Source organism: Microvirgula sp. AG722 (assembly GCF_003269145.1).
Taxonomy (GTDB): Bacteria; Pseudomonadota; Gammaproteobacteria; order Burkholderiales; family Aquaspirillaceae; genus Microvirgula; species Microvirgula aerodenitrificans.
Map to the genome: position 1 here is coordinate 1 of NZ_QLTJ01000015.1, position 20,558 is coordinate 20,558.

At 67.7% G+C, this 20,558-nt stretch carries 23 protein-coding genes, 1 other RNA gene and 1 riboswitch; of the genes, 15 read left to right on the forward strand and 9 right to left on the reverse strand.

The genetic code is table 11. The annotated features are described in order from the left end of the window. Positions 1–218 precede the first annotated feature (218 nt). Positions 219–1,328, reverse strand: a complete 1,110-nt coding sequence (locus tag DFO50_RS15300; protein ID WP_028499502.1) for a YbdK family carboxylate-amine ligase — start codon at positions 1,326–1,328, stop codon at positions 219–221. Next, a complete protein-coding gene (locus DFO50_RS15305) occupies positions 1,325–2,533 on the reverse strand; it encodes a cation:proton antiporter (protein WP_028499501.1) in 1,209 nt (402 codons plus the stop codon). The genes DFO50_RS15300 and DFO50_RS15305 overlap by 4 nt, the downstream gene beginning before the upstream one ends. A gap of 430 nt (positions 2,534–2,963) precedes the next feature. On the opposite strand from DFO50_RS15305, the gene speB reads away from it, so the two are divergent. Further along, complete coding sequence (gene speB, locus DFO50_RS15310; protein WP_028499500.1) at positions 2,964–3,926, forward strand: agmatinase; 963 nt, start codon at positions 2,964–2,966, stop codon at positions 3,924–3,926. A 16-nt stretch (positions 3,927–3,942) separates the two neighbouring features. Here the strand turns inward: speB and DFO50_RS15315 are convergent, their stop codons facing one another. From DFO50_RS15315 to cobT, 5 genes are all read right to left on the reverse strand, one after another. Then, on the reverse strand, positions 3,943–4,686 hold the full coding sequence (locus DFO50_RS15315; RefSeq protein ID WP_028499499.1) for an adenosylcobinamide-GDP ribazoletransferase: 744 nt from the start codon (positions 4,684–4,686) through the stop codon (positions 3,943–3,945). Between the two features lie 7 nt (positions 4,687–4,693). After that, a complete protein-coding gene (gene cobD, locus DFO50_RS15320; RefSeq protein ID WP_112692832.1) occupies positions 4,694–5,740 on the reverse strand; it encodes a threonine-phosphate decarboxylase CobD in 1,047 nt (348 codons plus the stop codon). Then, entirely contained in the window at positions 5,737–6,696 is a 960-nt protein-coding gene (gene cbiB, locus DFO50_RS15325) for an adenosylcobinamide-phosphate synthase CbiB (protein ID WP_107889051.1), read from the reverse strand. The genes cobD and cbiB overlap by 4 nt, the downstream gene beginning before the upstream one ends. Before the next feature lie 122 nt (positions 6,697–6,818). Further along, a complete protein-coding gene (locus DFO50_RS15330; RefSeq protein WP_036386102.1) occupies positions 6,819–7,409 on the reverse strand; it encodes a histidine phosphatase family protein in 591 nt (196 codons plus the stop codon). Further along, positions 7,406–8,434 carry a nicotinate-nucleotide--dimethylbenzimidazole phosphoribosyltransferase gene (gene cobT / locus DFO50_RS15335; RefSeq protein ID WP_028499497.1) on the reverse strand — a complete coding sequence of 343 codons (1,029 nt, stop codon included), beginning with the start codon at positions 8,432–8,434 and terminating at the stop codon, positions 7,406–7,408. The genes DFO50_RS15330 and cobT overlap by 4 nt, the downstream gene beginning before the upstream one ends. 154 nt (positions 8,435–8,588) lie before the next feature. Continuing rightward, a riboswitch (cobalamin riboswitch) is annotated at positions 8,589–8,779 on the forward strand. Positions 8,780–8,909: 130 nt separating this feature from the next. Between cobT and DFO50_RS15340 the strand changes: the two genes are divergently transcribed. The 9 genes from DFO50_RS15340 to DFO50_RS15380 all read left to right on the forward strand — a co-directional run bounded on the left by DFO50_RS15340 (position 8,910) and on the right by DFO50_RS15380 (position 14,970). Then, entirely contained in the window at positions 8,910–10,769 is a 1,860-nt protein-coding gene (locus tag DFO50_RS15340; protein WP_158537483.1) for a TonB-dependent receptor domain-containing protein, read from the forward strand. Positions 10,770–10,803: 34 nt separating this feature from the next. Next, positions 10,804–11,328, forward strand: a complete 525-nt coding sequence (gene cobU / locus DFO50_RS15345; protein WP_112692833.1) for a bifunctional adenosylcobinamide kinase/adenosylcobinamide-phosphate guanylyltransferase — start codon at positions 10,804–10,806, stop codon at positions 11,326–11,328. Continuing rightward, positions 11,325–12,203 (forward strand): cobalamin-binding protein, encoded by an 879-nt coding sequence (locus tag DFO50_RS15350; RefSeq protein ID WP_233495285.1) that lies wholly within the window; start codon positions 11,325–11,327, stop codon positions 12,201–12,203. The genes cobU and DFO50_RS15350 overlap by 4 nt, the downstream gene beginning before the upstream one ends. A gap of 49 nt (positions 12,204–12,252) precedes the next feature. Continuing rightward, a complete protein-coding gene (locus tag DFO50_RS15355) occupies positions 12,253–12,558 on the forward strand; it encodes a carbohydrate porin (protein WP_036386101.1) in 306 nt (101 codons plus the stop codon). Then, positions 12,555–12,863: a cell division protein ZapA gene (locus tag DFO50_RS15360; RefSeq protein WP_028499494.1), complete on the forward strand. Its 309-nt coding sequence runs from the start codon at positions 12,555–12,557 to the stop codon at positions 12,861–12,863. Before DFO50_RS15355 ends, DFO50_RS15360 begins: the two co-directional genes overlap by 4 nt. A 14-nt stretch (positions 12,864–12,877) precedes the next feature. Next, a non-coding RNA gene (gene ssrS / locus DFO50_RS15365) (6S RNA) lies at positions 12,878–13,056 on the forward strand. 16 nt (positions 13,057–13,072) lie between these two features. Then, the gene (locus DFO50_RS15370) at positions 13,073–13,651 is read left to right on the forward strand and encodes a 5-formyltetrahydrofolate cyclo-ligase (protein ID WP_028499493.1); all 579 of its coding nucleotides are present in this window, start codon (positions 13,073–13,075) and stop codon (positions 13,649–13,651) included. A 63-nt stretch (positions 13,652–13,714) separates the two neighbouring features. Further along, a complete protein-coding gene (locus tag DFO50_RS15375; RefSeq protein WP_028499492.1) occupies positions 13,715–14,167 on the forward strand; it encodes an EVE domain-containing protein in 453 nt (150 codons plus the stop codon). Then, complete coding sequence (locus tag DFO50_RS15380) at positions 14,167–14,970, forward strand: sulfite exporter TauE/SafE family protein (protein WP_199489857.1); 804 nt, start codon at positions 14,167–14,169, stop codon at positions 14,968–14,970. Before DFO50_RS15375 ends, DFO50_RS15380 begins: the two co-directional genes overlap by 1 nt. Here DFO50_RS15380 and DFO50_RS15385 read toward each other — a convergent pair. Further along, the gene (locus DFO50_RS15385; protein WP_028499490.1) at positions 14,967–15,878 is read right to left on the reverse strand and encodes a DMT family transporter; all 912 of its coding nucleotides are present in this window, start codon (positions 15,876–15,878) and stop codon (positions 14,967–14,969) included. The genes DFO50_RS15380 and DFO50_RS15385 overlap by 4 nt on opposite strands. 125 nt (positions 15,879–16,003) lie before the next feature. On the opposite strand from DFO50_RS15385, the gene DFO50_RS15390 reads away from it, so the two are divergent. Continuing rightward, the gene (locus DFO50_RS15390) at positions 16,004–16,876 is read left to right on the forward strand and encodes a helix-turn-helix domain-containing protein (RefSeq protein ID WP_028499489.1); all 873 of its coding nucleotides are present in this window, start codon (positions 16,004–16,006) and stop codon (positions 16,874–16,876) included. Here DFO50_RS15390 and DFO50_RS15395 read toward each other — a convergent pair. Next, the gene (locus DFO50_RS15395) at positions 16,873–17,643 is read right to left on the reverse strand and encodes an exodeoxyribonuclease III (protein ID WP_028499488.1); all 771 of its coding nucleotides are present in this window, start codon (positions 17,641–17,643) and stop codon (positions 16,873–16,875) included. The two genes, DFO50_RS15390 and DFO50_RS15395, sit on opposite strands and share 4 nt — an antisense overlap. A 124-nt stretch (positions 17,644–17,767) precedes the next feature. Here DFO50_RS15395 and pyrE point away from each other — a divergent pair, with 124 nt between their 5' ends. From pyrE to DFO50_RS15415, 4 genes are all read left to right on the forward strand, one after another. Continuing rightward, on the forward strand, positions 17,768–18,415 hold the full coding sequence (gene pyrE / locus DFO50_RS15400) for an orotate phosphoribosyltransferase (RefSeq protein WP_028499487.1): 648 nt from the start codon (positions 17,768–17,770) through the stop codon (positions 18,413–18,415). Between the two features lie 120 nt (positions 18,416–18,535). Continuing rightward, a complete protein-coding gene (locus DFO50_RS15405) occupies positions 18,536–19,168 on the forward strand; it encodes a LemA family protein (RefSeq protein ID WP_112692834.1) in 633 nt (210 codons plus the stop codon). Beyond that, a complete protein-coding gene (locus DFO50_RS15410; RefSeq protein WP_028499485.1) occupies positions 19,165–20,016 on the forward strand; it encodes a YgcG family protein in 852 nt (283 codons plus the stop codon). The genes DFO50_RS15405 and DFO50_RS15410 overlap by 4 nt, the downstream gene beginning before the upstream one ends. Positions 20,017–20,051: 35 nt before the next feature. Then, the gene (locus DFO50_RS15415; RefSeq protein WP_233495286.1) at positions 20,052–20,513 is read left to right on the forward strand and encodes a TPM domain-containing protein; all 462 of its coding nucleotides are present in this window, start codon (positions 20,052–20,054) and stop codon (positions 20,511–20,513) included. Positions 20,514–20,558: the final 45 nt, after the last annotated feature.

The following is a 20,558-nucleotide window of genomic DNA, read 5'->3' on the forward strand; positions in this document are numbered from 1 at the left end:
TCCCATCCCGAACAGGACCGTGAAACTGCTTTGCGCCGATGATAGTGTGGCACTTGCCCATGCGAAAGTAGGTCACCGCCAGGTCCTATACTGAAGCCCTCGTACCCTGTACGAGGGCTTCTTTCATTGGTGCGTGGCGATCGTGACGGATACGCAAAGAAGCCCCCGTGCCATGCACGGGGGCTTCTTTGCTTCTCAGGATAAATAGCCAATGCTGGCTAGCGGTTCTCCCATTGCGCTGACGCCAGCCGGGCCATGTGCGAGTACGACTCGGTTTCGGTGTACTGGCGGCGCAGCCAGTCCGCATCGCTGTCGCTGCGAATCACCCGCTGTGCCAGCGCATCGAGCTGCGGCTGCGTGCCCAGTTGCCCGGCCTGCGGCGCGAGCCGGGACAGCATGGTCAGGATCGAGGCACTCAGCGAGGCGACCTTGCCGTCGCTGCCGATGATCTCGCCCTGCAGGCCGAAGCGGCAGGCCTGGAAGCGGTTGTAGCTGTAGGTCAGGTAGACGTCGGCGCTCGGCGTGCTGTCGTCGGCCAGGAAAGCAGCCGCCAGCGTGCGCGCATAGGCACCCAGCTCAACCGCCCGTTCCAGCGACAGCGGCGTATCGCAGACCCGGATTTCCACCGTGCCGTATTCCGGCTTGGGCCGGACGTCCCAGTAGAAATCCTTCATCGAGCGCACGATGCCGTAACCGGCCATGCGCTCGAAATAGTCGTTGAACGACGACCAGTCGAGCACGAACGGCATCGAGCCGGACAGCGGAAAGGCATTGACCGCATTCAGACGCGACGAGGCGAAGGCGCTGTCACTGCCCTGCCAGTACGGCGAGGAGGCCGACAGCGCGATGAAATGCGGAATCACCGCTGCCAGCCGGTGTGTCAGCCGGCAGGCGGCATCGCCGTCCGGGCAGCCGATATGGATGTGCTGGCCGAATACCGTGAACTGCTTGGCCAGATAGCCGTACAGCTCGGATACCAGCTTGTAGCGCTCCTTCGGATAGATGCGCTGCTCGGCAAAGCGCGAAAACGGGTGGGTGCCACCGCCGGACAGGGCCAGGTTGAGCTTGTCGGCGGCACCCAGCAGTTGCTTGCGGATGGTTTTCAGCTCGTCGAGCATGGCATTGGCGTCGGTGTGGACGGCGCTGGCGATCTCGATCATGCCTTCAGTGATTTCCGGCTTGATGTCGCCGACCGGGCCCTGGCGCTCGATCAGCCGCATCATGTCGGCGGCACCCCGGGTCAGCGCGTAGTCGCGCCGGTTGAGGATCTGCAGTTCCAGCTCGATACCGAAAGTCAGTGGCGTCGATGGCGTGAATTCGAGTCTCATCGCGTGTTCTCCCCGTGTTCCTTGCAGACGCGCAGCGCCTGACGGATGACGATCGGCCCGAGCAGTTCGGACAGCAGCAGTATCGACAGCGAGATGGCCGCCAACTGGCTGGCCAGCACCGGGTTGAACTGGCCGACCATACCGATGCCGATCAGCGGGGCGCCGGCGACCGGCCACAGTGTGGCGCCGATGGCGACGCCCTGCCGGTAGTCGACGCCATTGGGCCGGGCCAGCAGCACCATCATCGCTACCGGCACCGCCAGCCGGACCACCAGCACGACCACGGCCGGCAGCCAGGCCACGGCCAGCGCACGGGGTTCCAGCGCGGCACCGGCGAGGACAAACAGGGCGACATACAGCAGCCTGCCATAAGGCAGCAGATCCGGTTCGGCCAGGGCGAACTGGCGGTCCATGCGGCGGGTGGCGCTGCCGAACACCAGCAGCGATACGGCGGCCGGCCAGCCGAGCCAGCTGCAGATGCCCATGGTGACGGTGACCAGGGCGACCAGAATCACTGGCTGGTAGCCGTCGAGCTTGCCAAGCCAGTCGGCCAGCCGGACCGCCAGCCAGGCGCTGAACAGCCCGAGCAGCAGGGCGGCGACGCTGCGTGCGAGCAGGCTGAGCAGTGAGGCGGTCAGCGGCTGGCTGTGTGCCTGCCAGCCGGCCAGGGTCAGCCCCAGCGCCAGCCAGCCGAGCAGGTGGATCAGCGCGGTCTGGTTCAGCGCCCGCTCGCTGACCACGCCTTCGGCGCGCAGCTCGCGTATGGTCAGCAGCAGCGTCGCCGGCGAGACGGCCAGCGTCAGCGCGGCGATCAGCAGCGAGGTGGTCACGCTGAGGCCGACGGCGCCGAGTGCCACCGCCACGGCGGCGAACAGGGTCATGGCGATGGCCAGCGAGGTCATGGCCAGCCAGCGCTCGCGCAGCAACCAGCCGACGTCGAGCCGGCGCCCGAGCTGGAACAGGATCAGTGCCAGCCCGATTTCCACCAGCGGCTGCAGATCGGTCAGTTGCGCCTGGTTGACCAGACCGAGTGCGGCCGGGCCGAGAATGAAGCCGGTCAGGACCCAGGCCGACAGGATCGGCAGGCGCAGGGTACGGACAAACAGGCGGGCACCGATAATGCCTGCCGCCAGCAGGGCACCAAAGGTGGTCAGTATGTTGAACGAGGCCGGCAGGGCCGGCAGCAGTTCGGCGAGATGATTCATCGCAGGCCTCCTGGCGGCATGGCGCCGCGGTTGGTCGCGGTGGGACACGGGACGTCAGGCGCCGGTCTGGAAACCGGACCACGCGACAAGGAGGGGGACGCGTCGGCTGCCCGCTGCGGACAGGACGATTCCCCGGGCGGGAATGAACAACTGTGCTACAGGCTATGCGCTGTCGGACAACAGCGAAAGCAAATGGCGATTTATTTTTTCTATGAGCGGGCACCCTCCGGCGGCAGATATTTTCCTGTCATGGCCCGGTCCGCATGCCGCTTGTCCCGCCGGCCGGGGTCGGGCACACTTCCGCCGTTTTCCGCGCGGGGTGCGCGGCAGCCTTCACCCGTCGGCTGCGCAAGATGGACGGGAATCGCTGGCGAATCAGGGTCCTGCGTGACCCGGTGGCCGGCGTACTCTCTGGACCGGGAGTTACCGAATGACTGACATTCTTGGCGATGGCGCGATGCGCCGTCAGGGCCTGTACGGCTCGAATATCGAAAATACCTACGCAGGCGTGCTGTCGTTCATGCGCCGCAACTACACGCGCGACCTGCGCGGTGTCGACGTCGCCGTCAGCGGCGTGCCGCTGGATCTGGCGACCACTTTCCGTCCCGGCGCCCGCCTCGGGCCGGCGGCGGTGCGTGCCGCGTCGGTGCAACTGGCCGAACTGAAACCGTTCCCGTGGGGCTTCGACCCGTTCGATGACCTGGCGGTGATCGATTACGGCGACTGCTGGTTCGATGCGCACAATCCGCTGACGATCAAGAAAAGCATCGTCGACCATGCGCGCACCATTATCGACAGCGGCGCGAAGATGCTGACCTTTGGCGGCGACCATTACATCACCTACCCGCTGCTGACCGCACATGCGGAAAAATACGGCAAGCCGCTGTCGCTGATCCACTTCGATGCGCATTGCGATACCTGGCCGGACGATGAGCCGGACAGCCTGAATCACGGCACCATGTTCTACAAGGCGATCCGGGAAGGCCTGATCGACCCGGCGCGCTCGGTGCAGATCGGCATCCGCACCTGGAACGACGACTTCATGGGCATGCAGATGCTCGACGCGCCGACCGTGCATGAAATCGGCTGTGCCGAAGTGCTGCGCCGGATCAAGGCCATCGTCGGCGACAATCCGACCTATCTGACCTTCGACATCGACTGCCTGGACCCGGCCTTTGCACCGGGCACCGGCACGCCGGTTCCGGGCGGCCTGAGCAGTGCGCAGGCGCTGCAGATCATCCGCGGCATGGAAGACGTCAACCTGGTCGGCATGGACGTGGTTGAAGTGTCGCCGCCGTTCGACCAGAGCGAAATCACCGCCATTTCGGCGGCGCATATCGCCGTCGACCTGCTGTGCGTGCTGCGCAACCGCAAGCTGGCAGGCAAGCTGTAAGACCCCGGCTGCCGGACTAGACCAGGTCCGGCAGCCATTTCGCCACCAGCAACAGGGCCAGCAGCAGCCCGGATTCGCTGAGTTCGATGCCGGCACCGAGGCAGTCGCCGGTCACCCCGCCCAGCCGTGCCATCAGTGTGCGGCGCCAGGCCAGCCACAGCAGTGGCGCCACCAGCAGCGCCGGTGCAAACCAGGCCGACGCGGCCGCCAGCGCCGCGAATGACAGCCAGAAGCTGGGCCAGTGCGTGCACCAGCCGAATCGTTCCGCCTGCCCGCCGGCCGCCAGCTGCGGCATCGTCCCCGACCAGTACACCGCGCCGAGCCGGGCCCAGGCCGGCAGCAGCAGCCAGGCCAGCCACGGCGTGCCCGTCTGCACCAGCAGCATCACCAGCACCAGCTTGGTCGCCAGCTGCATGACCAGCGCGACCACGCCGAAACTGCCGACATGCGGATCTTTCAGCACGGCCAGGAAGCGTTCCGGTGAGCGGTGTGCCGCGCCGAGTCCGTCTGCCAGATCGGCCAGACCATCCAGATGCAGCGCGCCGGTGACCCAGGTCCAGACGCCGACCACCGCCAGTGCGGCCAGCCACGGGTCGATCAGCGCGCCGGCACCGGCTGCTGCCGCCAGCAGCAACCCGACCATCAGCCCGACCGTGGCGAACCAGCGTGCGGATTCCGTCAGCCAGGCCGGATCGAAAGTGGCCAGGCGCGGGGTCGGCAGGCGGGTCAGGAACTGTACGGCGAGAATCAGGCCACGCATCGGCGGGTCATCCTTGAGTCAGGGGAGCGGCACCGGCACCCGGCGTCGAAAAGGCATGCGCCAGCCCGGCATCCAGCCGCGCCCAGCTGGCGTCATCGGGCAGGCCGAAGCGCAGGCTGGGGCCATGGCCACCGAGGGCAGGGAAACAGCGCACCAGAATGCCCTGCTGCGCCAGCGCGTGGTACCGGGCGGGGGCGTCCGGATGCGGGCACCAGCAGAACAATGGCGTCGAGGCGACTTTCAGTCCGTGCTGTTCCAGCAGGGCGACGAGGCGCGATTGCTGGCGCTGCAGCCGGTCGCGCATTGCCTGTTGCCAGTCGGTATCGGCCAGCGCGGCCGCTACCACGGCACGGGCCGGACCGCTGACCGCCCAGGCGCCGAGTTCGGCTGCCAGCCGGTCGATCAGCGCGGGCTCGCCGAGCGCGAAGCCGGCGCGCAGCCCGGCCAGGCCGAAGAACTTGCCGACGGAACGGCAGACCAGCAAGCCCGGTGCGCCGGTATGGGCGGCAATGCTGTGCGCCGGCGAGGCGTCCATGAAAGCTTCATCGACCAGCAGCAGGCCGCCGTGTGCGGCCAGGGCCTCACGCCAGCGCAGCAGTGTCCCGGGCGCGACCCGCTCGGTGGTGGGGTTGTTCGGATTCACCACCAGCAGGACATCGAGCGTCGGCAGGGCTGCCTCGATGCCGTCGAGGTCGACCGGCACCACCTCGTGTCCGGCGCGGCGCCAGGCCGGCGCGTACTCGCTGTAGGTCAGCGGCGCGATGCCGATCCGGCCGGGCGGCAACAGCCGCGGCAGGGTGCGGATGGCGGCCTGACTGCCGGCGACGGCCAGCACGCGGGCTGCGGGCGGCGCGCCGTAGTAGTGGGCGGCGATGGCCGGCAGCGCGTCGTCGTCGTCGGGCAGCCGGCGCCAGACATCGACATCCAGCGGCGGCAGCGGGTAGCTGCACGGATTGATGCCGGTGGACAGGTCGAGCCAGTCGGCCAGTGGCCGGTCGAAGTGCCGCGCGGCTTCGCGCAGCCTGCCGCCATGCGGTGGGGGAGAGATCGTCATAGCAGGGAGGCCAGAGTGAGCGCGGGCAGGATGGCGCCGAACGCCAGCCAGGCCTGCTGGGTCCGTACCACCAGCCGCCAGGCTTCGGTAATGTGATGGTCGCCGGCGGTTTCGCCGCAGCCGAGCGGCGGGCGGTCTTCGATGTGTCCGTGGTAACGGGCCGGGCCGCCAAGACAGACGCCGAGACTGCCGGCGCCGGCCGCCATCACCGGGCCGGCGTTGGGGCTGTCCCAGTGCCGGGCCTGGGTTTTCCAGCAGGCGAATGCGTCGTGGCTGTGGCCGAGCAGGGCATAGCTGATGGCAGTCAGCCGGGCTGGCAGCCAGTTCAGCACATCGTCGGCACGGGCGGCCACCCGACCGAAATGCAGCAGGCGCGGTGTCCGGTAGCCCCACATGGCGTCCAGGGTATTGGCCAGCCGATAGGCCAGCGCGCCGGGGCCGCCGGCCACGGCGAACCAGAACAATGCGCCGAAGATGGCATCGTTGCCGTTCTCCAGCGTGGATTCGACCGCGGCGCGGGCGACGGCGGCCTCATCGGCATCGTCGAGATCACGCGATACGATGCGGGCGGTCAGCGCACGTGCGGCCGGCAGGTCGCCGGCGGCCAGGGCGGCGGCGATCGGGCGGACGTGGGCGCCGAGGCTTTGCGCGCCGAGGGTGAAATACAGCAGCAGGGCATGCACCAGCAGTGCCAGTGGCAGTGGCAGTGCCATGACGAGGGCCTGGGCGGCGACCGCCGGTGGCAGCACCAGCGCACACCAGCCGCACGCACCGAGCAGCAGCCGGGAACCGGGCCGGCCGTCGGGGCGGTTGAAGGTTCGTTCGAGCCAGCCGGCGAGGTGGCCGAAGCCGACCAGTGGATGGGCACGGCGCGGCTCGCCCAGCAGGTAGTCGAGCGCGACACCGGCGACGGCTGCGCTCCAGAGCCAGAATGCGTGAATGCCGATGGCGTGCATGGGGGCCATTCGATGCGCACGGCGGCGCCAGGAAACGGAGCGGTATTGTATAGGCTGCGCGTCACCGCCCCCAAACCGGGCACGCCATTCGTCAGCCGGACGCCGGCGCCATGGTGGCCGGCTCAACCCATTGCCGGGTTGGCCAGTGCAATCAGGTAGTCGGGGCAGCCGTCGGCCAGCGACAGCTGCACGTAACCGCCACGCGAGACGAACAGCCGTCGCGCGCTGGGCAGCGACAGTTCGAGCCGCGCGGCCAGCACGGCGGCGATCACGCCGCCGTGGGTAATCAGGACGGCGTGGCCGTCGCCGAGGCGCTCGACCCAGCTATCGAATGCGCTGATGACCCGGGTGCGGAAGCCGGCCAGCGTTTCGCCACCATCCGGCAGCAAGCGGCCGTTGCTGTACTCGGCCTGCCAGTCGGCCGGCAGGCCGTCCAGCGGGGCGCCGTCCCAGACGCCGAAATCGGTTTCGGCAAAACCGGCATCGACGTGCAGCGCCAGACCGGCATCGGCGGCGAAGTCTTCTGCCGATGCCAGACAGCGCTGCAGCGGCGAACAGGCGATCGCCGTGACCGGTGCCATGGCCGTCAGCGCCGGCCAGCCCCGGCGCATGGTGTCGCGTCCGGCCCCGGTCAGCGGCGGGTTGCTGCGCCGGCCGACCAGCAGGCCGGCGGCGTCGATCTCGCCGTGCCGCCACAAGGTAATGCGCTTCATTCGTGGTCCCGGTCGCTGACGCCGGCTTCGGCAAAGGTGGCCATGTCGGCATGCAGCCGGATCGCCATCTGCAGCATCGGCACGGTCAGCGCCGCGCCGGATCCCTCGCCGAGGCGCAGCCCGAAGTCGTACAGCGGCTCCAGCCCCATCGCGGTCAGTGCCAGCTCATGACCCAGTTCCCGGGAACGGTGCGAGGCCAGCAGCCAGTCGCGGGTGTCGATATCGATGCCGCAGGCGACCAGGGCCGCGGCTGCGGTGATGAAGCCGTCAACCAGTGCCGGTACACCGGCGCTGGCGGCTTCGAGGTAGTAACCGGCAATGGCGGCGATTTCCAGCCCGCCGACCTCGGCCAGCCAGCCGGCCGCCGTGTCGGTAGTCCGGGCGCGCAGCAGCGCCTTTTCGACCGCTCCCCGCTTGCGGGCCATGCCCTGGTCGTCCACACCGGTACCGCGCCCGACCACATCGACCGGGCGGGCGCCGCTCAGTGCGCAGATCAGCGCGGCCGACGGGGTGGTGTTGCCGATGCCCATCTCACCGGCGATCAGCAGCGTTGCACCGGCGGCAATGGCGCGGCGGGCGGCGGCGCGGCCGGCTTCGATCGCCTGTTCGCATTCCTGTTCCTGCATGGCCGGTTCGTCGCACAGATTGCGCGAACCGTAGCGGACCTTGGCATGCACGATCGGCATGGCCGGATCGAAGTCTGCCGCCACACCGACATCGACCACTTCCAGTGTCGCGTCGATTTCCCGCGCCAGCACACTGATTGCCGCCCCGCCGCGAACGAAGTTCTTCACCATCTCGGCGGTGACTTCGACCGGATAAGCCGAGACGCCGCTGCGGGCGACGCCATGGTCGGCGGCAAAGACAGTGATGGCGGGGCGCAGGCGCGAGGGAATGGCGCGGCCCTGCCAGGCCGCGAACTGGCAGGCGAGGGTTTCCAGCTTGCCGAGACTGCCGGCGGGTTTGGTCAGTCGCGCCTGGCGGGCGACGGCGGCATCGAAGGCGGACGCATCGGGATGGGGCATCAGGGGGTTCCGGAAGAGAGAAGGGAATCGTCCCGTCTTGCGGGGCGGCGAAAATCGAACGCGAGACCTTACCGCTGCGCCGGCAGCGCTTCAATCGGCATTACGGCGTAATTTGATCTTGCGGGCTGTCATGCCGGCATGCCGCCGCTATAATCCGGCTCCATCTTGCCAGGGTGTCCGCCGCCGTCAGGCGCGGATGAAACGGGAAGCCGGTGACAGGCCGGCGCTGCCCCCGCAACGGTATGGTTCGCATGCAAGCGGCTTCACGCGCCACTGCCCGACAGGGTGGGAAGGCGAGGCCGCGGGAACCCAGCCCGGAGACCGGCCCAGGCAATCTGCAGTGGAGTATCGCGGGGAGGCGGTATGACAGCGACAGCGCGACCGGCATCAGGCCGGGCCGCGCCGATTGTCCATTCTGAAAGGCCATGCGCCTGTCTTTCTCGCACTCCTGATCCGTTTCCAGGGAGTGTTTTTCGTGAAGTGCAATATCCGTAGCAAATGGTTTGTCGCCAGCCTGGCGTCGCTGGCAGTGGCGAATGCGTTCGCTGACGAACCCGCCACCACCGCCGGCGAAATCGTGGTGACCGCCAACCGTTCCGCCACCGACAGCCGTGAACAGACCCGTGACGTGACCGTGATCGGCCAGCAGGAAATCGCCCGTGCCGGCGGCCTGAACCTGCCGCAGCTGCTCGCGCGCCAGTCCGGCGTCGAGTATGCGAGCAACGGCGGCGATGGCCGCGCGAGCGCGCTGTATCTGCGCGGTACCAGCTCCAAGCAGTCGGTGGTGCTGATCGACGGCGTGCGCGTATCGTCGGCGACTTCGGGGCAGACCGCGCTGGAACAGATCCCGCTGGAACTGATCGACCATATCGAAATCGTACGCGGCCCGGTATCCGGGCTGTACGGCGCTGATGCGATCGGCGGCGTGGTGCAGATTTTCACCAAACAGGGCAAGGGCGCACCGAAGCCGTACCTGAGCGCCGGCGTCGGCAATGACGGCACCTGGCGCGTCGGCGGCGGCATCGGCGGCGTGGTCGGCGATACCTCGTTCTCGCTGAACGTGGCCGGTCGCGGGACCGATGGCGGCTTCTCCGCCACCAATGCGCAGAACACGTTCAGCTACAACCCGGACGATGACGGCTACCGCAACCTCAGCTACAGCGCCAATGTGTCGCACCAGATCGTCGACGGCCATGAAATCGGCATCAAGCTGTTCCAGTCCTTCGGCAAGGCCGACTTTGACAACGGCACGCCGCTGGCCGACGACTACAACAAGCAGCGCGTCCAGAGCAACAGCGTGTACCTGAAAGACCGCTTCAGCGATGTATGGACCAGCACGCTGACCGTGACCAACGGTGTCGATCGCTACGAGACCTACAGCGGGGTGAATCTCGATCGCTCCGGTCTGTACAAGACCACCCAGGATACCTACACCTGGCAGAACGACCTGGACCTCGGCGTGGCCGGCCGGGTGGTGCTGGGTGCCGAGTACCTGAACCAGAAGGTCGACAGCACGCAGGCCTATACCCGGAACGAACGCAACAACAAGGCGGTGTTCGCCGGCTGGAGCGGCAATTTCGGCGACCACCTGCTGAATGCGTCGCTGCGTCATGACGACAACTCGCAGTTCGGTGAAAAGACCACCGGCTCGCTCGGCTATGGCTACCGGCTGACCGACAGCATCAAGCTGACCGCGAACTACGGGACCGCTTTCCGCGTGCCGACCTTCAACGATCTGTACTGGCCGCTGGCCTATGGTTTCCAGGGCAACCCGAACCTGAAGCCGGAGTCGGCCCGCAACGGGGAGGTCGGTGCCGAGTACAACGGGGCATACGGCATGCTGCGGCTGACGGCGTTCGAGAACCGCATCGACGACATGATCAATGGCTATGTGTGCAGCGGCAGCGGTCCGTGCACGGCGGAGAACGTCGACAAGGCCCGCATCCGCGGTCTGGCGCTGGCAGGCAGCACCACCCTGCTGGGTACCCGCATCGCCGCCAACGTCAACTGGCAGGACGGTGAGGATCGCAGCAATGGCAACCAGCTGTCGCAGCGCGCCAGGGTGTTCGGCAGCGTCGACGTCAGCCGCGACATCGGCCCGGTCACGCTGGGCAGTGCCCTGACCGCCGCCGGCTCGCGCTACAGCGATCCGGCCAACAAGCAGCCGCTGGCCGGCTATGGTCTGGTCGACCTGTATGCCGACTACCGGCTGACCCCGACCACCACGCTGTACGCGCGGGTCAACAATGTGTTCGACCGCGACTACACGCTGATCCGGAGTTTCAACCAGCCGGGCCGCGAGTGGCTGGTCGGCGTGAACTGGCAACCGAAGTAAGACCGTGCGTCCGGCATCCCCGGCAGGAGGTTCCATGCTGCATCTGATCACCGGCGGCGCCCGTTCGGGCAAAAGCCGCCATGCCGAGAAACTGGCGCTGGCCCACGTCGGCCCGGTGCATTACCTGGCGACCGCCAGTGTCGGTGATGCCGAGTTTGCCCACCGGGTGGCGATGCACCAGGCACGCCGGCCGGCGTCGTGGCGGGCGGTCGAGTGCGGTGTGGCCCTGAGTGACGCGCTGCAGGATGCCGCGCGTCCGGACGGGCTGGTGCTGATCGACTGCCTGACGCTGTGGCTGGCGCACTTTCTGGCGCCGGGGGAGGCGGAACGCTATCCGCAGGCGCGGGCCACGCTGCTCGACGCGCTGGCCTCGGCGGCGGGCGACGTGGTGGTGGTCAGCAATGAAATCGGCCTCGGCGTGGTGCCGATGGGCGCAGAAACGCGCTGGTTCGTCGATGAGCTGGGCTGGCTGAACCAGTCGGTTGCCGCCATTGCCGACCGGGTCACCCTGGTTGCCGCCGGCCTGCCGCTGGCGCTGAAGGGCGGAGAGCCGCGATGATGGGCCGCGCCCTGCATGTGGCCCTGCTGCTCTGCCTGTGTCCGCTGCCGGCCATGGCAACACCGGCCGGCGTCAGCGTCAGCGACGATACCGGTGCCCGCGTTTCACTGCCGCAGCCGGCGCGGCGCATCATTTCACTGGCACCGCATGCGACGGAAATGCTGTACGCGATCGGTGCTGGCGGGCGGCTGGTCGGGGCGACCAACTACAGCGACTGGCCGGATGCCGCCCGCCGCCTGCCGCGCGTCGGTGGCTACAGCGGCGTCAGCGTGGAGAAGGTCATGGCGCTGAAGCCGGATCTGGTGGTCGGCTGGGCCAGCGGCAATGCCCCGCGCGAGCTGGCGCGAATCCGGGCGCTCGGCATCCCGGTCTATCTGACCGAACCGGACTCGCTGGATACCGTGCCGGCCAGCATGGAAAAGCTCGGCATCCTCAGCGGCTTCAGTGACGGCGGCCGTCGTCAGGCCGCGGCGTTCCGGACCCGAATCGCCGCGCTGCGCGAACGCCATGCCGGACTGACGCCGCTGCCGGTCTTCATCCAGATCAACGTGTCGCCGCTGATGACGGTCAACGGCCGCCAGTTCATCTCGGCACTGGTCGCGCTGTGCGGCGGCCGCAATGTGTTTGCCGCGCTGGCGCCGCGGGTACCGCAGGTCGGGGTCGAAGCGGTGATGGCGGCGCGACCGGCGGTGATGCTGGTGCCGGGCGACGTCGACCGGCTCGCGGCGTGGAAGCGCTGGACGACGATTCCGGCGGTGGCGAACGGGCAGTTGTACGGCCTGCCGGAAGACCTGGTCAGCCGGCCGGGTCCGCGCCTTGCCGACGGCGCCAGCGCGGTCTGCCGCGTGCTGGACAGTGCCCGCAGCCGGTCGTGACCGGTCGGGATTTGACCCTGTCGGACGGCCACGCTACAGTGCCCCGGATATGGATACCGAACTCGAAAAACTCCAGGCCAGCGTGAGCGAGCTGGCCGCACTGGCCACCCGCCTCGGCAATGAGAATCGCGCCCTGCGCGCAGAGCGGGAGACGCTCGAGCAGGCCAATCGCACCGCGAACGAACGCGTGGCCGCCGCCGAACAGCGGCTGGTCGACCTGTCCGCACGGCTGGCGGTGACCGAACAGCGCGCGCAGGATGCCGAAGCGCGCAATACCGACCTGACTGCCCGGCTCGATACCACGCGCTCGCGCATCGAAGCCCTCCTGACCCGACTGCCGGAGATCGATAAATGAGTGATACCGTCACCGTCGGCCTCGATCTGCTTGGCCGCCGCTTCACCTTTTCCTGCCCGTCCGAAGAACGCGACAGCCTGATGGCCGCCGCCCGCATCCTCGACGAGAAAATGCGCACCATCCGTGACAACAGCCGGGTGGTCGACGGCGAGCGCATCGCCATCCTCGCCGCGCTGAATCTGACCCATGACCTGATGCTGAAACGGGTCGAAAATCCGCTGGACATGGAAGCGATTCAACGTAAAATAGAATCCATCGACGAGACGGCACAGCGCGCCATACAGGCCCAGGCCGACTTGTTCTGATCTCTTACAGCTTTAGTCCCCTGCGGTGTTCGGGAAGGCTTAAATTCTCTGAACCAATAGATGTTAAAAGGCTGCCAGCTGATTGCGCGTGGGCGAGTCGTGCCGCTAGCCGGTGCGCCCGAAATGCGCTGCCGGTGGCCACCTGAACCTCAGGTTCGGGATGACAAGTCTAATCGGCACCTGCGGGGGCTACCCTCTTCTCCCTCCCCATGACCCTGACGGAAGCCAAGCGCGCCCTGCGCCGCGAACTGCGCGGCAAACGGCTGATGCTGACGCCCCGTTACCGGCTTTCCGCCGCGAACCGGGTCGCCATCCGGGCCCAGTCCTATCTGGCGCCGGGTCGTCGAATCGCCGTCTATCACGCCAGTGGCAGCGAGCTTTCGCTCGCGCCGCTGATTGCGCGCGCGCTCGCGCGCCGCTGCCGGGTGTTCTGGCCGGTGGTGCCGGCGCGCGGCCGGGTGCTTGGCTTCGTCGAACTCACGTCGTCCACCCGCTGGCGCGTCAGCCGGCTCGGCATCGTCGAACCGCTCGGGCCGGTGGTGCCGGCCTCGCGCCTGCAGGCGGTATTCATGCCGCTGGTCGGTTTCGATGCCGCCGGTTACCGGCTCGGCCAGGGGGGCGGCTACTACGATTGCACCCTGTCTCCGCTGATGCGCCGCCACGCCCGTCCGTGGCTGTTCGGCTGCGCGTTTGCCTGCCAGCGCGCCGACGCCATCCCGCGCGAGGCGCACGACCTGCCGCTGGACCGGGTCCTGACCGAACAGCGCGTCTGGCGGCCCGCCCGCTGATCGCCTGCTTGTTCCTGCCGTTCGCCGCAGGCACAATCGATTCCTTCCGCATAGTGAAATGACATGTTCTGGCTGATGAAGTCCGAGCCCGCCTGCTGGGGGATCGACGACCTTGCCCGCGACGGGCGTGGCGAGTGGACCGGGGTGCGCAACTACCAGGTGCGCAACTTTATCCGCGATCGCATGCGGCCCGGCGACCGGGCGTTCCTGTGGCATTCGAGCTGCCGCGAGATCGGCCTGGCCGGGGAGATGGACATTGCGTCGGCCGCCTATCCGGACCCGACCCAGTTCGATCCCGACAGCCGCTACTTCGACCCGAAAGCCACGCCGGACCAGCCGCGCTGGTATTCGGTCGACGTGTCGTTCGTCACCCGCTATCCGCGGGTCATCACCATGGCCGAACTGCGTGCCGTGCCCGAGCTGGCGACCCTGCAGGTGCTGGCGCCGGGCAGCCGGCTGTCGGCCATGCCGGTCGATCCGGCACACTGGAAACTGATTCACGAAAGGTGGCGCTAGTGCCCGATCTGTCCATTCTGGCCGCGCTGGCCGGCGTCGGTGTCATTGCCGGTTTTCTGGCCGGTCTGCTGGGGGTGGGGGGCGGGCTGATCATCGTGCCGGCCATGGTGTGGACGCTGGAGGCCAGCGGTTTCCATACCCATGTCCAGCACCTGGCACTCGGCACCTCGCTGGCGGTGATGGTGTTCACCAGCATGTCCAGCGTGCGCGCCCATCATCTGCGCGGTGCCGTCGACTGGAGCATCGTGCGCCGGATGGCACCGTGGATGGTGATCGGCACGCTGGCCGGCACCCAGGTCGCCGGCTATCTGCCCAGCCGCGAACTCAAATGGTTCTTTGTCGTCTATGCGTACGCGGTTGCGGCGCAGATGCTGCTCGACAAGAAGCCGAAGGGCACGCGTACTCTGCCGCAAACCGCCGGCATGGGTGTCGCCGGTGGCCTGATCGGGCTGGTTTCCAGCTTTGTCGGCATCGGTGGCGGCTCGATGAGCGTGCCGTTCATGGTCTGGTGCCAGATCGCCGTACCGCGGGCGATTGCGACCAGTGCCGCGCTCGGCTGGCCGATCGCGGTGTCCGGCGCGATCGGCTACCTGATCAGCGGCTGGCAGGCACCCGGCCTGCCGCCGTGGTCGGCCGGCTTCATCTATCTGCCGGGCCTGATCACGCTGTGCGTGATCACCAGCGCGCTGGCACCGCTGGGCGCGGCGCTGGCGCACCGCTTGCCGGTCAGCCGGCTGAAGAAGGTGTTCGCCGCCCTGATGGTGGTCATGGCGACCGACATGCTGTGGGGGCTGCTGCGCTAGCAGCCGGACTTCGCCCGCCGCCACAGCGGCCAGCCGGACCCGGCCGACGCCGGGCGGAACACCAGCCAGTTGCCGAGCATGACCAGGGCGACGCCGGCCAGCGCCAGCGGTGTCCATACATAGCCTTCGGCGAACACCGAAATGTTCAGCGCCACCAGCGGGAACAATACCGTGCAGTAGGCGGCGCGCTCCGGGCCAAGCCGGCCGACCAGCATCAGGTAGGCGGTGAAGCCGATCACCGAGCCGGGAATCGCCAGATACAGCAGCGCGCCGACATAGCCGGGGCTGGGGTCGAACACGAATGGCACGCCCGCCGCCGCACTGCCGACCAGCAGCACCAGCGCACCGCTCAGCATGCCCCAGGCGTTGGTGTACAGCGGCTTCAGGCCGAGTGACTGCAGCCGCGCCGACAGCAGGTTGCCGGCCGAGAAGCACAGGGTGCCGACCAGACTCAGGCCGAGGCCGATGGCCGTGCGCATGCCCGAGGTGTGGGAGAACTCCGGCGAGAACAGCGCCAGCAGGCCGAGCAGGCCGACGGCGCCGCCGAGAATCACGTTCGGGGCGATGCGGCGGCCGAGGAACAGGCGTGCATTGACCGCATTCCACAGCGCAGCCGTCGAGAACACCACCGCTTCCAGTCCGGTGGTGATGTAGTCCCCTGCATGGTAGAAGCACAGGAAATTGACGCAGAACAGGCACAGGCCCTGGGCGAATACCAGTCCCCAGGCCTGGCGCGGCAGCGGTTTCAGCTGGCGACGCACGGCGAGAATGGCGAACAGCACGGCGGCGGCCAGGGCAAAGCGCCAGCCGATCGACAGGCTGACCGGCACCTCGCCGAGCTGCATCTTGATGGCGATCCAGGTCGTGCCCCAGATCAGCACGACGGACAGGTAAAGCAGGGCATTCATGATGAAACATCCGGAGACGGGAATGTTTCCATCATCACCAGTGATGGCCGTTGCTGCTTGCACGTTCTTGCGCTTTTGTTGCAGCGCGGCAGCATGCGCGGTCGGTCGGCAGTACACTGCCGCACATGGACTCGTCGCTGGACCATCAGATCTTCACCATCCTGTCCGAGCGCTCGCATGCCACGCTCGAACGCGCCGCCATGCTCAGCGACGGCATCGGCGTGGCCGAATGGCGCAACCACGACGACCAGACCTGCTACAGCGAACCGGGCAGTCATACGCTGTCGCTGTACCTGTCCGGCGGGCAGGGCACCTGGCGGCGCAGCCAGCCCGGCCACTATGGCGCACCGGGGCGACTGTGCCTGCTGCCGGGCGACCATGCGTCGGAATGGGTCATCGACGGCGACCTGCACTTCGTCCACCTGTATTTCTCGCCGACCCGGCTGGCCGAACTGATCGTGACCAGCATGGATCGCGAACCCCGCGCGGTGCAGCTGGCCGACCTGACCTATCTGGACGATGCCGTGCTGGCAGGCTGGTGTCGCCGCATCCACGCCATCGACTGGACGGAGGATGCCATGCGGCTGGCGGCGAACGAACTGGTACAGCAGACACTGCTGCACCTGGTGCGCCAGCACAGCGGCTGGCGGCCGGGCGCGGTCCGGGGCGGGCTGGCGCCGGCGCTGCGCCGGCGGCTGGTCGACTATATCGATGCCGGGCTGGATGGCGAGATCACGCTGGCCGAACTGGCCGGGCTGTGCGCGCTGTCCGAATTCCACTTTGCCCGTGCGTTTCGCGCCAGCTTCGGCCTGCCACCGCACGCCTGGCTGATTGCGCGCCGGCTCGACCGCGCGCGCCGCTTGCTGCGCGACGGCGACCTGCCGCTGACCGCGGTGGCGGCGGCCTGCGGCTTTGCCAGCGGCAGCCACCTGACGCGGCGCTTTCGCGACGCGCTTGGCGCAACGCCGTCGCAATATCGCGCGGCGTTGCGGCGTTAGCTGTAGTCGACGATCAGCGGCGCGTGATCGGAGAACTTCTCGTCCTTGTAGACGCTGGCCGAGGTGGCACGCGCGGCCAGTGCCGGTGTGGCGATCTGGTAGTCGATGCGCCAGCCGACGTCCTTGGCATAGGCCTGGCCGCGGTTCGACCACCAGGTGTAGCCGGGGATGTCCGCATACAGCCGGCGCCAGACGTCGACGAAGCCGACGCGGTCGAACACGTCGCTCAGCCACGCGCGTTCCTCGGGCAGGAAGCCGGAGTTCTTCAGGTTGCCCTTCCAGTTTTTCAGGTCGATTTCCTTGTGGGCAATATTCCAGTCACCGCACAGCACCAGGTCACGGCCTTCGGCGATCAGCGCTTCCAGTTGCGGCAGGAAGGCGGCCATGAAGGCGAATTTCACCTGCTGGCGCTCTTCGCTGGACGAGCCGGACGGCAGGTACAGCGAAATCACGCTCAGCGGGCCGAAATCGGCGCGCAGATAGCGGCCTTCGGCATCGAACTCGGGCAGGCCAAGTCCTTCGATCACCCGGTCCGGCTGCTGGCGGGCATAGATGCCGACGCCGCTGTAGCCCTTCTTCTCCGCGCAATGGAAGGCACTGAACGGGTAGCCGGGCGGCTGGCGGTGAAGGGGCGACAGGTCGGCGTCCTGGGCCTTCAGCTCCTGTACGCAGACGATGTCGCCGCCGCTGCCGGCCAGCCAGTTGAAAAACCCTTTCTTGTCCGCCGAGCGGATACCGTTGAGGTTGGCGCTGATGATGCGTGGCAAAGTGGATCTCCGGGAAGGGGGTTGCGGGGCGGGATGCGGCGTGACGCGAGGCGCCGGCACGGGTATGCTTCGCGCCGTTTGCGCGGCCGCGCTGGACGGCCGCCACCGGATCAGGAGTGGGGCCATGAGCGATTTTCGTCAGGATTTTATTCGTTTCGCCGTCGATGAGCAGGTTTTGCGCTTCGGCGAGTTCGTTACCAAGGCCGGCCGGCCGAGCCCGTACTTCTTCAATGCGGGCCTGTTCAACCACGGCGCGAGCCTGCTGGCACTGTCGCGCTTCTATGCCCAGTCGATCGACGCCAGCGGCATCGGCTTCGACATGATGTTCGGCCCGGCCTACAAGGGCATCGTGCTGGCCGGTGGCGTGACCATGGCACTGGCCGAACGTGGTCGCGACGTGCCGTTCGCCTACAACCGCAAGGAAGCCAAGGACCATGGCGAAGGCGGCGTGCTGGTCGGCGCCCCGCTGCGTGGCCGGGTGCTGGTGATCGATGACGTGATTTCCGCCGGTACTTCGGTGCGCGAATCGGTCGAGCTGATCCGTGCCGCCGGCGCGGAACCGGCCGGTGTCGCCATTGCGCTGGACCGGATGGAACGCGGTCAGGGCACGCTGTCGGCCACCCAGGAAGTAGCCGAACAGTTCGGTATCCCGGTGGTCGCCATCGCAACCCTCGACGATCTGCTCGGCTACCTGGCCGGCGCGCCGGAACTCGAACAGAACCTGCAGCGGGTGCAGGCCTATCGTCAGCAGTACGGGGTGGCGGCGAGCTGAACCGGACCCCGGCAGTGCAAAAGCCACGGGCATATTTCCGTGGTTTTTTGCATTCCGTTACCCTGCCTGCCCCCTTTTTCTACAATACTTCCGGATATTGCCAATTCCGGGAGTCGATAAATGCGCACGCTATGGAAACTGTTGATCGCCGCATGGGTGCTGAGCCTGTCCGGTTGCGGCTACAACACGCTGCAGGCCAATGACGAGCAGATCAAGGCCAGCTGGGCCGAAGTGGTGAACCAGTACCAGCGTCGTGCCGATCTGGTGCCGAATCTGGTCAATACGGTCAAGGGCTATGCGACGCACGAGGAAAAAGTGCTGACCCAGGTCACCGAGGCACGGGCGCGGGTGGGCAGCATCCAGGCCTCGCCGGAACTGGTCAACGACCCGGAGGCGTTTGCCCGCTTCCAGTCGGCGCAGGCCGGTCTGAGCAGCGCGCTGTCGCGCCTGCTGGTGGTGTCGGAGAACTATCCGGACCTGAAGGCCAATACCGGCTTCCGCGATCTGCAGGCGCAACTGGAAGGCACCGAGAACCGCATTACCGTGGCCCGCAACCGCTATATCCAGTCGGTGCAGGACTATAACCTGACCGTGCGCAGCTTCCCGTCCAACCTGACCGCCATGGCATTCGGCTACAAGGTCAAGCCGAACTTCACGGTGGAAAACGAACGCGCCATCTCGACGGCGCCGACGGTCGATTTCGGCACCACGCCGGCGGCGCCTGCCGCTGCGGCACCGGGCACGACGAAATGACCCTTGCCGCCACGACCAGGACCCTGCTGACGGCAGTGGCCCTGGTCTGCAGCCTGTTCGCCGCCGCCGGGCCGGTGGCGGTGCCGGCGCTGACCGCGCGGGTGACCGATCTGACCGATACGCTGGACGCCGGGCAGCGCGCCGCGCTGGAGCAGAAGCTGCAGGCCTTCGAGGCGAAGAAGGGCAGCCAGCTGGCGCTGCTGATCGTGCCGACCACTGGCGACGACAGCATCGAGCAATACGGCATGCGGGTGGTCGAGCAATGGAAGCTCGGGCGCAAGAAGGTCGACGACGGGGCACTGCTGATCGTGGCCAGGAATGACCGCAGCCTGCGCATCGAGGTCGGCTACGGGCTGGAGGGCGCGCTGAATGACGCGACCGCCAAGCGGATCATCAGCGAAATCATCGTGCCGCATTTCCGTGACGGCGATTTCTATGCCGGCATCGATGCCGGCCTAGACAGCATGATGGCGGTCATCGATGGCGAGCCCCTGCCGGCGCCGCAGGCGCCGCGTGGCGAGAACGGCGGTGGCGGGCTGGACCTGCTGGTGTTTGCCGTGGTGCCGGTGTTCGTGCTGGGCGGGCTGCTGCGCAGCATGCTGGGCCGGCTGCCGGCCGCACTGCTGCTGGGGGCGGGGACGGCGGCGGTGTTCGAATGGCTGTTTGCCACCCCCTTGCTGCTGACGCTCGGTGCCGGTGCGCTGTCCTTCGTGCTGACCCTGCTCGGCATCGTGGGGACCGGTGGCGGCTTTGGCGGCGGGGGCTTCGGTGGTGGTGGCGGACGCGGCGGCGGATTCGGTGGCGGCGGTGGGGGCTTTGGTGGTGGTGGGGCTTCGGGAAAATGGTAATGACAGTATGCAAACGCCTGTACAGGCATCTGGGCATGACACGCTGGCGCCAGCGGCAGGCATTTCCGCCGGCGACGCTGGCGGCGATCGAGGCCGCCATCGCCAGCGGTGAAAGCCGCCATGGCGGGCAGGTGCGCTTTGCGGTCGAGGATGCGCTGTCGCCGGGGGCGATCCTGGGCGGGCGCACGGCGCAGAGCCGCGCCATCGAGGTGTTTTCGCTGCTGCGGGTCTGGGATACCGAGCACAATAACGGCGTGCTGGTTTATGTGCTGCTGGCGGACCGGGCGGTCGAAATCGTTGCCGATCGCGGCATCGATGCCAGGGTGGGGGCGGCCGGCTGGGCCGGGATTTGCGAGCAGATGGAAACGGCCTTTGGCCGCCGCGACTTCCGTGGCGGTGCGCTGGACGGCATTGCGGCGGTGACCGGGGTCATTGCGACCCATTTCCCGGCCGGTGGCGGGCCGAACGAGCTGCCGGACCGGCCGGTGCTGCTGTAGCGGCATGGGTGAGCAGCGACGGCCGCTGTGGCGTCGCTGCTCACC

Excerpts from the sequence above, each read along its gene's own strand:
- DFO50_RS15300 (WP_028499502.1), bottom strand. The coding sequence starts at position 1,328 with ATGAGACTCGAATTCACGCCATCGACGCCACTGACTTTCGGTATCGAG.
- DFO50_RS15305 (WP_028499501.1), bottom strand. The coding sequence starts at position 2,533 with ATGAATCATCTCGCCGAACTGCTGCCGGCCCTGCCGGCCTCGTTCAAC.
- speB (WP_028499500.1), top strand. The coding sequence starts at position 2,964 with ATGACTGACATTCTTGGCGATGGCGCGATGCGCCGTCAGGGCCTGTAC.
- DFO50_RS15315 (WP_028499499.1), bottom strand. The coding sequence starts at position 4,686 with ATGCGTGGCCTGATTCTCGCCGTACAGTTCCTGACCCGCCTGCCGACC.
- cobD (WP_112692832.1), bottom strand. The coding sequence starts at position 5,740 with ATGACGATCTCTCCCCCACCGCATGGCGGCAGGCTGCGCGAAGCCGCG.
- cbiB (WP_107889051.1), bottom strand. The coding sequence starts at position 6,696 with ATGCACGCCATCGGCATTCACGCATTCTGGCTCTGGAGCGCAGCCGTC.
- DFO50_RS15330 (WP_036386102.1), bottom strand. The coding sequence starts at position 7,409 with ATGAAGCGCATTACCTTGTGGCGGCACGGCGAGATCGACGCCGCCGGC.
- cobT (WP_028499497.1), bottom strand. The coding sequence starts at position 8,434 with ATGCCCCATCCCGATGCGTCCGCCTTCGATGCCGCCGTCGCCCGCCAG.
- cobU (WP_112692833.1), top strand. The coding sequence starts at position 10,804 with ATGCTGCATCTGATCACCGGCGGCGCCCGTTCGGGCAAAAGCCGCCAT.
- DFO50_RS15350 (WP_233495285.1), top strand. The coding sequence starts at position 11,325 with ATGATGGGCCGCGCCCTGCATGTGGCCCTGCTGCTCTGCCTGTGTCCG.
- DFO50_RS15355 (WP_036386101.1), top strand. The coding sequence starts at position 12,253 with ATGGATACCGAACTCGAAAAACTCCAGGCCAGCGTGAGCGAGCTGGCC.
- DFO50_RS15360 (WP_028499494.1), top strand. The coding sequence starts at position 12,555 with ATGAGTGATACCGTCACCGTCGGCCTCGATCTGCTTGGCCGCCGCTTC.
- DFO50_RS15370 (WP_028499493.1), top strand. The coding sequence starts at position 13,073 with ATGACCCTGACGGAAGCCAAGCGCGCCCTGCGCCGCGAACTGCGCGGC.
- DFO50_RS15375 (WP_028499492.1), top strand. The coding sequence starts at position 13,715 with ATGTTCTGGCTGATGAAGTCCGAGCCCGCCTGCTGGGGGATCGACGAC.
- DFO50_RS15385 (WP_028499490.1), bottom strand. The coding sequence starts at position 15,878 with ATGAATGCCCTGCTTTACCTGTCCGTCGTGCTGATCTGGGGCACGACC.
- DFO50_RS15390 (WP_028499489.1), top strand. The coding sequence starts at position 16,004 with ATGGACTCGTCGCTGGACCATCAGATCTTCACCATCCTGTCCGAGCGC.
- pyrE (WP_028499487.1), top strand. The coding sequence starts at position 17,768 with ATGAGCGATTTTCGTCAGGATTTTATTCGTTTCGCCGTCGATGAGCAG.
- DFO50_RS15405 (WP_112692834.1), top strand. The coding sequence starts at position 18,536 with ATGCGCACGCTATGGAAACTGTTGATCGCCGCATGGGTGCTGAGCCTG.
- DFO50_RS15410 (WP_028499485.1), top strand. The coding sequence starts at position 19,165 with ATGACCCTTGCCGCCACGACCAGGACCCTGCTGACGGCAGTGGCCCTG.
- DFO50_RS15415 (WP_233495286.1), top strand. The coding sequence starts at position 20,052 with ATGACACGCTGGCGCCAGCGGCAGGCATTTCCGCCGGCGACGCTGGCG.